The sequence below is a fragment of the Metabacillus bambusae genome, from assembly GCF_017497975.1.
In the GTDB taxonomy this organism is placed as follows: Bacteria; Bacillota; Bacilli; order Bacillales; family Bacillaceae; genus Metabacillus; species Metabacillus bambusae.
The window spans coordinates 118,977-134,512 of sequence record NZ_JAGDEL010000002.1; the positions used below are offsets into that span (position 1 = coordinate 118,977).

Annotated in this window: 8 protein-coding genes; 2 read left to right on the forward strand and 6 right to left on the reverse strand. The window is 35.9% G+C overall.

Annotated features, from left to right (window positions below; genetic code table 11):
* Window positions 1-54: 54 nt before the first annotated feature.
* Window positions 55-180 carry a sporulation histidine kinase inhibitor Sda gene (gene sda / locus I7822_RS03165; protein ID WP_207975331.1) on the forward strand — a complete coding sequence of 42 codons (126 nt, stop codon included), beginning with the start codon at window positions 55-57 and terminating at the stop codon, window positions 178-180.
* A 775-nt stretch (window positions 181-955) separates the two neighbouring features.
* On the opposite strand, the gene I7822_RS03170 is transcribed toward sda, so the two are convergent.
* The 3 genes from I7822_RS03170 to I7822_RS03180 form a co-directional block, all read right to left on the reverse strand.
* Window positions 956-1,972: a Gfo/Idh/MocA family protein gene (locus tag I7822_RS03170; RefSeq protein ID WP_207975332.1), complete on the reverse strand. Its 1,017-nt coding sequence runs from the start codon at window positions 1,970-1,972 to the stop codon at window positions 956-958.
* 128 nt (window positions 1,973-2,100) lie between these two features.
* Entirely contained in the window at window positions 2,101-3,921 is a 1,821-nt protein-coding gene (locus I7822_RS03175; protein ID WP_243459259.1) for a heparinase II/III domain-containing protein, read from the reverse strand.
* Window positions 3,922-4,023: 102 nt separating this feature from the next.
* On the reverse strand, window positions 4,024-5,049 hold the full coding sequence (locus tag I7822_RS03180) for a LacI family DNA-binding transcriptional regulator (protein ID WP_207975334.1): 1,026 nt from the start codon (window positions 5,047-5,049) through the stop codon (window positions 4,024-4,026).
* Between the two features lie 415 nt (window positions 5,050-5,464).
* On the opposite strand from I7822_RS03180, the gene I7822_RS03185 reads away from it, so the two are divergent.
* The gene (locus tag I7822_RS03185; RefSeq protein ID WP_207975335.1) at window positions 5,465-8,938 is read left to right on the forward strand and encodes a family 43 glycosylhydrolase; all 3,474 of its coding nucleotides are present in this window, start codon (window positions 5,465-5,467) and stop codon (window positions 8,936-8,938) included.
* A gap of 335 nt (window positions 8,939-9,273) precedes the next feature.
* Here I7822_RS03185 and I7822_RS03190 read toward each other — a convergent pair whose 3' ends face one another.
* The 3 genes from I7822_RS03190 to I7822_RS03200 form a co-directional block, all read right to left on the reverse strand.
* Window positions 9,274-9,573 carry a Dabb family protein gene (locus I7822_RS03190; RefSeq protein WP_243459242.1) on the reverse strand — a complete coding sequence of 100 codons (300 nt, stop codon included), beginning with the start codon at window positions 9,571-9,573 and terminating at the stop codon, window positions 9,274-9,276.
* Window positions 9,574-9,661: 88 nt separating this feature from the next.
* Window positions 9,662-12,583 carry a family 78 glycoside hydrolase catalytic domain gene (locus tag I7822_RS03195; RefSeq protein ID WP_207975618.1) on the reverse strand — a complete coding sequence of 974 codons (2,922 nt, stop codon included), beginning with the start codon at window positions 12,581-12,583 and terminating at the stop codon, window positions 9,662-9,664.
* Between the two features lie 17 nt (window positions 12,584-12,600).
* On the reverse strand, window positions 12,601-15,492 hold the full coding sequence (locus I7822_RS03200) for a family 78 glycoside hydrolase catalytic domain (protein WP_207975337.1): 2,892 nt from the start codon (window positions 15,490-15,492) through the stop codon (window positions 12,601-12,603).
* Window positions 15,493-15,536 lie beyond the last annotated feature (44 nt).

Here is a 15,536-nt window from a genome sequence, read left to right on the forward strand (position 1 = left end):
AACTTAGCAAGCAGATTCTTAATGGTTTTCAACTTTCGAGGAGGTATTTTCAAAATGAAAATAAGTAATGAGCTACTAATAAGCGTTTACAGTAAAGCGATGAAAGTAAATGTCGATCCATACTTTATTAAGCTACTAAAAATAGAAATTCAAAAAAGAAATCTAGGATCAATTCGGTAATAAGTTTGTATCTCATTTGCAAATAGACCAATGAATGTAATCTATAAGATTACATTCATTGGTCTATTTTTTTATTTGGCTCTATTAAACTTGGTTGTTGATTTCCACTGTAGGCATTCACTTTCCAATCACCATAAAATGAACAACGAGCTTTAACAGAACCCTTTTTAATTAATAATATTCTCTAGCTGTGATAAGTAGGATTCATTACTTCTAAAATTAAAAGAAGACCTTTCGGAATGCAAAAGGTCTTCTAATAATTTAAGTTATCGCATTAAAAAAGGAATAGTAAAAACGTAAGATTATTAGATTGTTCATATAGAACATTTTCTACTGTTTTACAATCTTTATTCTTCCCATTTGCTTATTAGTTTTTGTGATGCGTTTTTTACTTTTTTAACGAAGGCAATTTTTAAAAATAACATTTATTATTAAGGCTGTTTTCTAAGAGATTGTTGCTTTTAAAACAAATTCAGGTTGATTTGAGCGGCAGTGCTAGACTCCTGCGGGAGTAGCGGGACAGGTGAGACTCATGCAGGCGTTTACGCCGAGGAGGCTCACCGCCCGCCCCGCGGAAAGCGAGCATCTCTCGCTGCAATCAACCACACTGCATTACTTGGTAAATAACAACAAAGTTTGCGAAAACAGCCATTGTTAAATATATGACTATATTTAACAAACTCTTAAAGAGAAATGTCCTCCCTTCTTAAACTGTAGAAGAGAGGCCCTGTTAAGAAACAAATAAATAACTCTCATTTATCCTTTTAATAAAAACTTATAATAAAATTTTCTTCCCGGTTTTTGCACTTTCCACTGCACCAAAAACCATCTCCATGCTTTTTATGTTATCACTGCAATCGGTTTCTGCTAAACGATTTTCTTCAAGTGAGGCAAACATTTCATCTAGACAGCCCCAATGTCCTTCTTGTCCCTCCCAATTGCTCTGTACTTCTATGGTTTTAATAGGGTCTATGAATTCAGTTGGTTGAGAATGATCAATCACTTCATAGAATGGTAAACGATTACCATCCCAGCGTGCACTACCCTTGCTGCCTGTAACACGCCAATCCGCTTCCCATGAGGTTTGCATTCCAATGGCACACCAAGAGCCACGATAGGTAAACACCGAGCCGTCATTCATTTCAAAAATACAGATAGCTGATGCATTACCGTTGTACCAAGATCCAGGTGGATTATATTCATGACAGTAAACCGATATTGCGTCCGCACCAGTAATGAATCTGGCCTGATCAAATGTATGAATAGCCATATCGACAATAAGGGGACTGTCCATCATATCTCGAAATCCTCCAAAATGAGGGCCGAGGAAAAAGTCTGCGTGGATTGAGCCCACTTTACCTATTACTTCACTTAACAATAAGTATTGATATGCACGAATTTGTTTTAAATATCTACGGTTTTGCATGACAGAGTACTTTTTTCCTGTTTTTTGAGACATATGTAATACTGCTTTAGCATCTTCTAGAGATTCTGCTATTGGTTTTTCACCAAACACATTACACCCTGCTTCAAATGCTGTCGTTACTATGTGTTTATGTGCTGCAGGAATGGTTACATCAAATACAAGATTTGCATTTGTTTCCTTAATCGCTTGTGATAAATCAGAAAAAGCAGGAACATTTAAGCTTCGACGCTCTGCCATACTTATCGCAGCATCTATATTCACATCGACTAATCCTACAATATCAGCATTTTTACGGCTTGCAGCGTAATCCAACCATGTGTTGGACATACTACCACAACCTGCCACAACTATTTTATGTTCTATCATGTGACTATCCCCTTTAATATATGATTTAAGCTTAATCACTTAATACCATTCCATTTTCATGTTAGCTAATCACTATGCACTTAGTTGAAAAAAATGTCCTTATTCCAATACTCAATTCCCTTTCATTCTTATAGCAACTGAAATACAAGTTCTACACAACATGTATTTTCCGGCTTTTTCACAGTAAAGTCCAAAATAAATAATTCTTCAGTTTCACCAAAATGATTTAAAAATTCCTTCTCACCGATCACTAAATTTAATTGATTGCGGTCAAATTTTAATTTTACTTTTTGATTTCCTTCCAGAATGACGCCCTCCTGATCTTCAGTAATTTGAAGTACAGGGGTGATAAATCTTTCAACAATTGATTCTGGATTTTCAGAGAACTGAAAAGTGTCTGTCAAAATCAGCTCTGGTTTCTTATTTTTTATCCACGTAAATCTTCGCGATAACGTTTCTAATGATGCAATGTTATATGCGTTTGCTATATTCATTTCCAATGTATCTATATCCTGCTCTATTGATACATCTGTTATTGTTGCGTTGTGAGAAACTCCCTCAGCTTGAAATTGATTATTTATGATTGGAACAGAATGGCCCTGTGAGCCATTACAAAAAATTGTATAGCGGTCTTCACTAAAGTAAGCATCACTGTATAACCCACTACCTAAATCTTTAAAGAACGTTTCACCATTTTTTTGTAAAATAAAATGACCAATGTCATTATGATTATGCGGCTCATCGTTGTGACCACCTTTACAAGCAAAAACATAGGGATCATTTCTAGAAATAAACCATTGTGAGTCACTAAGAAAATATGTTTTATCGTGCCAAGGCTTACCCTCAACTTGTTCATTAAACCAAAGTAAATTTCGGAACGCTGGCGCCCATCGACTACAATGATCTTCAGTATATGGAGCACGGAGTCCTTTCTCAGGGACTTCGATGTCTTGATAAATCTTTTTTAAATAATGACTAAGACCTAAAAATACTGTTGCCTGTTGATTAGAATCGGAAAAATTAACAACTTGATTTTTATGTATAAAGCATTTCTGTTGGAAAAGGGCAATTTGATGTACTTTTTCTGAATGAAACAAATCAATTTCCCCTGCTGTTTTTTTCTGCAATAAATCAGCAAAATAAACATAGAAACCAAAACCATACTGCCAATATCCATACCCTTCCATACATGCACCATCATCGTTAAACCCTTTTAAATAGTATCCCATGCTACTAAGAACACGTTCTAAAATGACTGAAAGGATTTCTTTATCTTCAATCAAATGTAATGCAGCTGAACCAATCGATCCTGCACAAACAGAAGCCCAGTTATGTGTTGATGTTTCCCAGCCAAATTGTGGTTGATTAAAAAATGGTAATAAAACTCTACGGTAGACTTCCTCTTGCATTCGTCTTTGTATTAATGGGTCAAGAATCTTCTTTGTTAATGTTAAAATTTCGCTTAGTGTAAATGCTGTTTCAGCAGCAAATAAATCGATAGAATAACTAGATTCTTGTATCGATTGGAGCGAAACATCCATATCTGTTGCCATTTCAGGACTATTCTTTAAATGAGCAGGTAAACACCATGAATACTCATTACATATTGACCAAATTGTATTTTCTAACTGTTCTAAGTAAATTGGATGATTTGGTTCAAGCAAAGCCATAAGGGCAAACGTATTTAACCGTCTTCTTTTTGCAAAATAAACTTTTTCGTACTCAAGTCTGGAACCTGTTTCTCTAAAAATAGTAAAGTTTGAAAATGATAATTCTTTATCAGGTTCACGGAGTAGTCTTTCCGCCTCAGCCCTAATCTCTTCAAGTAAGGGCTGATATGAGTTTTTATGCTTAATTGAATGAAACCAAATATCCTGCTCCTCTTGGTTTGAAAATAAAAGTGAAACATTCTTTCTGTACATTAATTTTTTTATTTGATCAGATTTCATATACAAGTTCAGATCCACCTCATTTGTATTCAAAAGTATAAATCAATTTCACTAGAAAAAAAGTCGAAGAAATGAAGGACGTTTCAAAGGTTGAAACTACGCCTAACATTCTTTCGACGATTCTCGTATGATTAAATGTGTATCTATTAACTTGCCTTTTTTATTCGTTTTTCCCGCAATTATATTATCAATGGTCTTCATTATCTCATTAACTAGGATCTCATAATTATGATTAACGGTTGTTAGACTAGGATAAACAATGTCAGACGGATAAATATCATCAAACCCAACGAAGGAAAAATCATTGATAGAGATATTTTGATCTCTACATTCTTTGACAGCACCATAAATGATCAAATCATTTATCCCGATAATTGCTGTGGGTAGAGACTCGTTTTCCAATAATTTTTTCATCGCTACTCTTCCAGATTCTACTGAGAAATCCGAAAAAATTTGCCAATCCTGGTTAAATTCCAAGTGGAATTCTTTTAGAATACGTTTGAAACTACTTAGCTTATTATCGGCAGAGGAAATCCCTTTAGAACCTCCTATTAATGCAATTTTTGAATGCCCCAATGAAACTAAATGCTTCACAATCGAACGAATTCCTTCTTCCTCATTTGTTCGAATCGTATAAGATTTAACACCCTTCATTTTACCGTTTATCATAATGATTGGAACACGACTCATAACTTCCTGCATTTCAGTTACTTCATACATATCTGGATTTGTTTTATTAATTCTTCCACCCATGAAGACAATGCAAGCTGCTCTTCTTTCAGTAAATTCACGAAGGTGAGTTGACTCCATTGCACTAATATTCATTGAATTTCTTAGTAAAATAGTATATCCTTTTTCGAGCGCCTTCTTTTCTACTTCAATATAAATTTGGGAAAAGAAAGGATTTGTAATATCAGGTAATATAAACCCAATTAAATCCGTCTGCTGCTTCGTTAACCTTCTTGCTGCTTCGTTAGGTGAAAAGTCTAATTCTTTCATAATAGCTAGAACTTTTTGTCGTGTACTTTCCTTAACTACTGGATTACCAGTTAATACTCTTGAAACAGTTGTAGGTGATACACTTGCTTCTTTTGCAATGTCATAAATTGTAAAGTTTCTTTTATTCACTTTCATGAACCCCTCTTTTGAAACCGGTTGCAATTAAACTATAAACCTTCGAAAATTTCTTGTCAAATGATATTTTCATTTACATTTAGATTCTTATTCATGCATCCATAATGCCTACTTTCATAACTCCTTTCTTAATGAAGATTCAATTTAAATATTATCAAATTTGTATTGACAAAATGACTTAAAAAAAGTATATTGAAACCGGTTGCAGTTGTTAGAAAATTCTAAATCAATTCTCCTCCCCCCTCTTTTGAAAAATAGTTATTCGTTAAAATAATAACTTCTTACCCCAAGAATGACACACCTTAACATCAGCTTCTTGTTGGATCTGTATACATAAATCTTTCTTCCTTACAAGAAGTAGAGTGAATTTCAAATCTATCAATATCCAACCCTATAAGGAGGAATGCAATTGTCTAAGGTAGTAAAATTTTTTTCACTATTACTGACAATATTAATTCTCGTATCATCAACTTATTCGATCACACCAGCTTTTGCAGCAGGCACAAAAAGTGAAAATACAACAGGCTTTTCTGATCAAGAACTTAATGATAATGATTATATCCTTTATTTTGTGAATGCTGGTGATCCAACTCCTTCAACTGTTGAAGGAATAGATAAAATGGGACTATATGCTAGTAAAACGGAGCAGATGTATGGCGCTGATCCTGTCACAGGGAAAAAGTGGGGACTGGTTACCACGACAAGCAATACAACTGTTAATAATGCAGAAAACAAATATGGATCTCTGCGATATTATAATGGTCCACAAATACGTGAGAAGGCATTGAACTATAAGTTTGAATTACCTGACGGTGAGTATGATCTTACTCTAGGCTTTAAAAATCCATGGAGTGGTCGAAGTGTTAATATTTTCGGTGAGGGACAAAATCTATCAAATGGAGATTTTGATATTGGTAGCTATTCCGCTGAAAAAGAGGTTACCTATCAACAGGTTTCAGTAACAGACGGAGAATTGGATGTTGCTATTCAAGGACCTTCAACTGCTAGTCTAACAAACTATAATGATCCTTTGGTTAATTACATCATTGTAAAAAAATATATAATCATTCCACTTTCTGATTTGGAAGCAAAAATTAATACCGCAAAGGTTGAAGCGGAAAAAACAGATACTTATACAAAGGTCAGCCTAGATGCACTTAAAATGGCAATCGAACAAGCAGATGCTTTGGTTAAAGAAATCAATGACGATAACTTAGATATAACCACAAAAGAAATACAGACAGAAATTCGTGCAAAAATAAAGAATTTGGAAACATCATTAGCAGGGCTCGCGCTAAACATTCCAAATGAATCCTTTAAACCTGGGGAAGTATGGAGAGATACAAACGGCGCGGTCATCCAAGCCCATGGCGGCGGAATCATGTACGATGAAGAAACTAAAAAATACTTCTGGTATGGTGAAGATAAAACAAACGGTTATCTTCCAGCAAGAGGTGTAAGAGTTTATTCCTCTACAGACCTTTATAATTGGAAGGATGAGGGTCTTGCATTAACTGCAATTGAATCGATGGAACAATTTGCTTCAGATCCATTGATTTCAAAACTTTATGAAGGCAGAACAGATAAAGCTGATATTTTAAATGATATTGGTACAGACAGGGTAATAGAAAGACCTAAAGTCATTTATAACGAAAAAACGAAGAAATATGTCATGTGGATGCACACGGATGGCCCTTCAGAAACATCGAATGCAATATATGCAAAAGCTGAAGCTGGTTATGCATTAAGTGACTCACCTACAGGTCCTTTTATCTATCAAGAGAGTAACCGGATGGACCGAGCTCCTGAGGATGCAGAATATAATGGCCAGCCTAATCAACCAGGGATGGCGCGTGATATGAACTTATTTAAGGATGATGATGGTACAGCCTACCTCATTTATTCAAGTGAAGAAAACATGACGATCTATATATCAAAACTGAATGAAAGCTATACAGATGTTGTTGGTTGGCATAGAGATGGGAATGTCGAACGTGATACGACTTATAAAGCTGTATATGGCGAGGATTACGTTAGGGTATTTCCAGGTGCACAACGTGAGGCACCTGCAATGTTCAAATATAATGGGAAGTACTATATGATCACTTCTGGAGCAACTGGATGGGCACCTAACCCAGCTAGATTTACAGTTGCTGATGAGATTTTTGGAGAATGGAAGCCATTGCGCGATCCAGCAGTTGGAGAAAAATCCTCCACAACATTTGATTCACAAAGCACTAATGTTATTCCTGTTGATCCTGAAAAAGGGAAATTTATATTCATGGGTGACAGGTGGAATTCAAGCAAATTACAGGATTCCCGCTATGTATGGCTTCCAATTGAATTTGGACAAGATGATGAAATTATTTTGCAATGGTATGATGAGTGGAAATTAGATATTTTAGACAGAATGGGAAGAGTTACAATCAACACTGAATTACCCGAAAAGGTAGCCGTAGATCAATTGCCAAAACTACCAAATGTTATTCAGGTTACAAATTCAGAAGGAAATCAATTGGAAACGCCGGTATCTTGGGAAATTAATGCTGAAGATTTTGCAAAGCCTGGCACTGTTATTGTTGAAGGTACACTTTCTGAATTAGCAAATAAGGTTATTAGGACAAAAATACTTGTCATTCCTGATCATGTAACTTATTTTGTCCATGCTGGTGGTGCTGAAACTAGCGATTACAAGTTATGGTCTTCTTATATGCAAAAAACGCTTATAAACAAAGAGATTATCGACCAAAAATATGATCCAGAGAATGGGCAATCATGGGGATATGTAGGAGATCGTACTAAACCTGCCGGCAGTGAAGGTGGCGATCTATTCTCTGCATTACGATACCTACTAAGTGGCTCTGGAGATGACCTTTCTTATAAATTTGATTTAAAAAATGGAAAATATACAGTTTATACAGGGCTTTATGACCCTTGGTATACTTCCACAAGAGGAAGCAGAAAAGCGGATATTTTACTGAATGGTGAAACGAAAACGAAAGGATACGTCTTTACGGATTCATATGACGTACTTGGCTACAATAATGTGAACATTACGGATGGAAAGCTTGACCTTACTGTTCGTAGGGTACCTGGTTCTCCTGATCCTCAAATTAGCTGGATCATGATTGTTGAGGAAGATACAACAGCACCTACTGGAGATTTTACGATTAACTCTGGAGCAGAATTCACGAATGATCAACATGTAAATCTTTCCCTGAATGCAGAGGATGATTTAAGTGGAGTGAATCAAGCACGCTTTTCTAGTGACTCAGAAAATTGGACTGAATGGGACAATTATGCTTCATCAAAGGATTTTGTTTTACCAACAGGTGATGGTGAGAAAACAATATTTGTTCAATTTAAAGACAATGCCGAAAACATTAGTCCTACCTATCAAAAGCAAATTTCGTTAGATACAAATGGACCTGTGATTGAGTTTTCGGGAAATGAAGAAACATATACAGTAGATTCGAAAGTAGCCATCTCCTGTCGTGCTGTTGACGAATTATCAGGTATCGCTAATGCAGAATGCCCAACTATTGAAGGACCTGCTTACAATTTCACACTAGGTGAGAATAAAATTTCAGCTACTGCGACTGACAACGCTGGAAACAAAGGTGAAGTTGAAGCAACATTTACGGTTACGGTTGATTTTAACAGTTTAAGCCATTTAACAGAAGAATTTGTGAATCAAGAGAGCATTGCACACTCTCTTACAACAAAGCTTTTATCTGCTGAAGAAGCAGCTGAGCGAGGGAATACTGAAGCAATGGAAGGCAAAATAAAAGCTTACATTAACCAGTTATCTGCTCAAAGTGGGAAGTCAATTTTAAATGAAAATGCTGATTTATTGATTTCTTTGTCGAATAAACTAAAATAGTACTCCTTTAAGTGTTTAAAAGGAAGGGCATAAGTCCCTTCCTTTTCTTGGTTTTATTTTATTTAATCGTGACATCGTGACACCACATTCATCTATTTGGTTAATACTTATAGCTACATTGTAACTGCCTATACTTAATAAAACATCAAACCATCTTGTATAAAAATGATAGAATCATGGGGGTGTTTATCTAGATAAAATGCGAAAAGGAAGTAATAATTTAGATTATGAATTTATACGTGTTCCATACTATTAAAGACAAAGTGGGAAAAACAAACCAAATGAAACTCTCTGCCCTTCCTCTAAATTGATAACTTTTAATTTAAGCTTAAATCTTAAATCTCATAATCTACTACAATGACATTATCTATAATTCCCGATAAAGACGAAACAAATTCTTGGTGAAATGGATGGGGTAAATAATCATCAAGAGCTTGCTTATTTTTAAAGGTTATACGCAAGCCCAATATGTATCCTTGGATTTGTTCTATTTCTTCTGTGACGTTAATACCTGCAGTGAGTTCAACGATACCAGGGATTCTTCCTTTAAAAGATTTAAGCTGATTAAGAAGGTTTTGTTGTTTTTCAGGGGTAATGTTTTCATTAAATTTAAACGTAACAATGTGTTCGTACATGTTCATTCCTCTTTTCTGTAATGAATTATTGTTCTAGCATTTAATGATAAGAAAAAGTCAGCATTTGCTGACTTTTTCTTATCGAGTATTAACTACCTACAGAATCTAATTCCACCTCTAGTGCATTTAGGTCATTAATAAGTTCATTAAGCCTATCCTCAGTCATCTTTGTCATTGGATTTTCTAGCAATTTATTAATTGGATGTATTCTTAATTGAGCAAGAATACCGTGAGGATTGGAAATACCAGGTATAGTTTTTTCTAATACTTGTGCTGTATCCTCATCTGCTAGCAAGTCAATGATTAGAGAATCTGCAGAATAAATCGTTTTAAGTCCTCGCTCATTCGTATAAGCAAAACGATACGAACCAGACCCAACTACAAGGGAGATCCCCTCTTCTGTTTGAGTTACATCTAGTACACCTTCTGTTTTCATGATGGCGATACCGTTTTCTTTGACATCGTCTATCCTAGCATATGGCAAGATAATAGTTGCTGTTGTATTTGATGGAACTTCTACTTCGACTCTTACTTCTTTATGAGTTATATTCCATGCAGATTCGATTTTTCCGTACATGGATTGGTGTGTTGCACGTGCGTATGTCATTTCTTTTCCGCCGATTCTAGGCTTGATACGAATTCGTTTATAAGCTGGCTCTGACTCATCCATGTCTAGTCCTGCAACAATTCTGTACATCCAATCACCAATGGCACCATATGCGTAATGATTGAACGAATTCATATCATCACTCCAAAATGAGCCATCTTCTTTAATTCCGTCCCAATGTTCCCATATAGTTGTTGCCCCTTTTATTACAGGGTATAACCATGAAGGATAAGCCTCTTGGAGGAGTAGCTTCATTGCTGTTTCATGATAGCCATTATTGGAAAGAGTTAAGTTTAAGTATGGTGTACCAACAAAGCCTGTGGTTAAATGGTAGTCATTATCTAAAACCATCTCATTTAAATCACGTGCCACTCGTTCTTTTACTTTTCCTTCGACAAGGTCAAACATTAACGTAAGGACATGTGCAGTTTGTGTAGAAACAGCTAATCTACCCAAAGGTGTCACAAACTCATCTCTGTAATATTTCTTGATCTGATTCAATAGATCGGTATACAGTTTAACATCTTCTGTTTTGTTTAATACATTTGCCGTGTCACGTAAAAGTTGTGTTGAGTAAGCATAATAAGCAGTAGCAACTAATTCATTTGGAGTAGCACCAAAATAGCTGTCTTCTTTTGCATCTAAAGCAAGCCAATCTCCAAAATGGAAGCCTGTATTCCAAGCGAATTCATTATTACCTTGGGCACGGATATATTCCACCCAAGCTTTCATACTAGTATACTGTTCTTCTAGAAGTCTTTTATCACCATAGCTAAGGTATACTGTCCATGGACAAATGACGGCCGCATCACCCCATGCTGCAGATGAATGACCATCAATTACATTTGGAATAACAAAAGGAACTCCACCATCTGGAAGTTGATCTGCCTCTAAATCACGAAGCCACTTAGTAAAGAATTGTCCTCCATGATAATTGAATAGTGCTGTTCGAATGAACACTTGGGCGTCACCTGTCCAGCCTAAACGTTCATCACGTTGTGGACAATCTGTTGGTACATCAACAAAGTTTCCTCGTTGTCCCCATTGGATATTTTGTTGCAGCTGATTAACCATTGGGTTTGAGCACTCAAAATCTCCCTTTGGTGCCATGTCTGAGTGAATGACCTCACCAACAAAATGATCTAATGAAAGATCGTTCTCTTGATTAGGGAAGCCTTCTACCTTAACATAGCGGAAGCCTTGGAATGTGAAATATGGTGCATAACTTTCCGTTCCCTCACCCTTTGTTATATATTCAACCGTTTGTTTTGCTGTCCTAAGATTACCGAAATAAATATTGCCGTCTTTATCAAGGATTTCTGCATGCTTTAAGACAATTTTTGTACCTTCTGGAGCATTAACTGTAAATCGAATTCGGCCAACCATGTTTTGCCCCATATCTAAGACAGTATCACCGGCAGGAGTGACAAATACAGAAACAGGTTTAATCGTTTCTGTTACTCGAGTTGGATTGTTTTCTTGGGCAACTAATTTTGTTAACTGGATATTATTGACGACTACATTTTTCCAATTTCCATCATTAAAGGAAGGATTGCTCCACCCATCTTGGTCAAGCCGCGCATCATATGTTTCCCCATGATAAATCTCTGAGTAAAGAATTGGTCCTGTGGCAGCCTTCCAAGTTTCATCGGTTACGATAACTTCTTCTGTTCCGTCATGATAGTGGACAACCAATTGAATTAATACTCCTCGCTTTTCACCGTAAATATTACTCTTACCTTCCCAAGCGAGATTACCTTTGTACCAACCATCTGCTAACATAACACCAATAGCATTCGATTGTTCATTCAACTGAGCTGTCACATCATATGTTTGATATTGGATACGTTGGCAATAACTAGTCCATCCAGGAGTTAGTAATTCATCGCCAACTCTATCACCATTTAATGAAATCTCGTAAAGACCAACACCTGTTGCATAAATACGTGCAGATGCAATACCATCTTTTAAATCAAATTCTTTCCGTAATAGAAAAGCAGGCTCAGACATTGGATCAAGTTCTTCTGGATTCGGAGTAATCCACTTTGCTTGCCACTCAGACGTTTCAAATAGGGCTGTTTCCCACCATGCAACATTACTCCACTCTGATTCACGTCTATGGTTATCCCATAACTTAACACGGTAATAGTATCTTGTGCGAGATACTAGATCAGGACCTTCATATACGATATGAAGTGATTGATCAGAAGCCGTACACCCTGTATCCCAGAGCGGCTTTTCAAAATTATTTTCTGAAAGAGAAACTTGAACTTGGTAAGCAACTTGTATTGTTCCTCGTTTGTCAGACTTAATTTGCCAACTCACTCGTGGTTTTCTTACATCAATCCCAAGTGGGTTCGTTTTATACTCACACGTTAAAGCGGATACATGTAATTCGTTCATCATAAATCTCCCCTTCATTAGTAGTAGCTTTTCACTAAATTAGTCTGAAAAAGTATAAAACCTTTTTCATCTGATGAATAATGCTTACCATTCACTAGAACTTTTGTGTTTTTTGTTGGCGTTTTGATTTGTGCTTCAACCTGATCTGGAAGAGTAATTTGCAAGTCAATATATTCTCCTAAATCCTTACAATAAATATCGATTTTTCCTTGTGGAATAGGTACTGATCCTTTTATCCACTTTAATCCATTTAAATTAGGGGCAATTGCTACTCTCGTAAATCCTGGTTCTAATGGTTGCACACCTAAAAAGAGCACTCCAAACACATAAGTCGGGGCAGCAGACCAGGCGTGGCAATGGCTTCGGCTGAAGTCCCCCTCAATTAACTCCCAACCTTCCCAACATGTTGTTGCGTCATGTTCTAACATATAACCGTAAATATCTCGTATATTATCGATTACCAAATCGTTTTTCCCTAAACTCATTAAAGCTTGATAATAGAAAAATAGAACAAAAGGACTTTTAATTTGTACAAAATCCTCAGGGGGTCTTTTTATATACTCCTCTATTAAATTCCTGCGTTGTCCTTCTGCACAATCTGTAATTAAGGCAATCAGATTTGTTTGAATACTCCGGTTTTTAGATGGTGTTCCATCCTCATGAATACTATCAAAATAAACTTTGCCATCTTCATCCCATAAGTGTTCATTTATCGCTTGTTTTAAGGCATCAGCTATCGATAAAAAAGTTCTTTCATCTTCATTTTTTCCTATTATGGACGCTAAGTAAGCTGTATGTTTTAAGGCATCGACCAGGAGAACATTTTGATGCGTAACTATTTTATGTTCTGTATCCATCGGTGCCCAATCTAACATATTCCAAGCTGAAATTTCTAATAACCCATCTTTGTTAATGAATTCTTGAAAGCGTTGGACCGTCAGCTTAAGTTCAGGGTAAACCTCTTTTATAAACTCCAAATCTCCAGAAAATCGATAATATTCTCTGCATGCCATCATCCATAGAATTGACCAAGCAGTTAATACATTTTGCCATCCACTAGGTACATGTGATTCTGGTAAGGGAGAACGATAAACAGATTTAGAGATTAACCTTAAACAACGTCTAATCAAATCATAGTTTCCAAACGTGTAGTAATTCATTAAGGATATGTTATACGAATCACCAGTCCAAAGCGCCTGTTCATAAGCTGGACAATCAATGATTGTATCTTGAGCACACATACGAATGGTGTGCTTTGATATTTCCCAAATTTGATTTAATTGATAATCAGAACTACTAAAGTCCCCAACATTTCCAGTAGAAAAAGTGGTTACATCTACTTTCACACGGAAGATTTTACATGGCGTGTTAATATTTCGAATCGTTAACAACATGTAGCGAAATCCTCTTGGAATAAAGGATCGATACACTTGCCTGCCGTCCTTAGCAATATATCGTAATGAATTGTTCAATGAAAAAGTATGTTCGATCCGTCCATCCTGATGAATACTTTCAAATAAGAAAAAGTCGAAGATCGTTCCTTTTGCAGCCTCTAGTTCAAATTCTATATGGCCTAAGTATTCCTTACCAAAATCAATTAGATATTCTGTATCCCCTTGTTCCATTGGTTCTACTTTTGTAAAACTCTGATTTGGCAATACCATATTTTGATGCTGAAAATTCAAAGAATGTGTCCTAATGTCTTCTTTAAACATAGATAGAAGACTGACATTATCTGTGCATACATGTTCATTTGGAATGGCTTTAGCCCACATGTTAAATGATTCTAATTCGCTTAAGGAACATACATCCTTCATTTTCAAATATGCTTTTTCTAATGGAATGGATTTTGAAACAGGTTTACCAATTTGAAGTCGAGTATCAGTATAAAATGGTCCAATAGCTAAAAATCTTGATTGGCTCTCACTAAAAGGTGCTATTAAATCAACTTTTTCAGGAAAATCAAAAGATATGTGTATGATAGGTTCATGAAAAGATCCACCAACATCAACTATTAAAAGGTTAGCGCCATTTCCTAATTTTATATTTTCATATTTTCCATTCTGAGTTTTATATTCAATCCCGTTAAGCTTAAATTCCCATTTGACTTCTGCATGTGCATCAAATGTAAGGGTCATCACTCCCTCAACCTCTTGACTCGAATAAATCTCAGTGACGATATATCCTTGCATTACTTTCCCTGAGTTACTAGCCAATTCCCCAGGAAAAAAAGTTGGTCCTAAATCAATAGAAAAATGCTGTGAAATCGGCATCACTTCTTTTAAAGACAATACACTTTTAGGAAACGTAGGTTCATTCGTTAATTCAGGTATATCTCTAGGAATAAGGGTATTCCAGGGGGACATCCCATAAGAACCAATAATCTCAGCGTTATTCCATGAGGTATCGTCAAAATCTAACTGTTCCCAACCATTAGGAAATAACCCCGCATCATAAATTTCTGACCATGATAAACAATTAGACATTTTTACAGTTTCCTTAATAAAGCCATCATGATTTTCCGTCTTCCAATTGTCATCCGTCACTAATTGATTAATCAATTGACCTTTATTGTAAAAATCAATTTGTGATAGTAATCCACTGCGACCTTCTATATAATGCATCGTTCCAATTCCATAATGATTAACTAGCACTGCAATAACATTTTGTCCTTGATTTAATCTGCTTAACTCATATTGATCGAAATACCATTCAGATGTCCAACCACGTACTGGACCCGATCCAATAAGCACACCATTCATATAAACGGAATATTTTGTGTCAGCGGATATCGATAACGTTGCTGAGTCAAAATCTGCAGGAACAGTAAATGTTTTTCTAAAACAAGTCCATTGATTTCTTGGATGTTCTCCGCTTCCATCCCAAATCCAATTCGCTTTCCACTCCATAGAGTTACCTCCAATGTAAAGACCCGATTTATTCAGTAGAACTA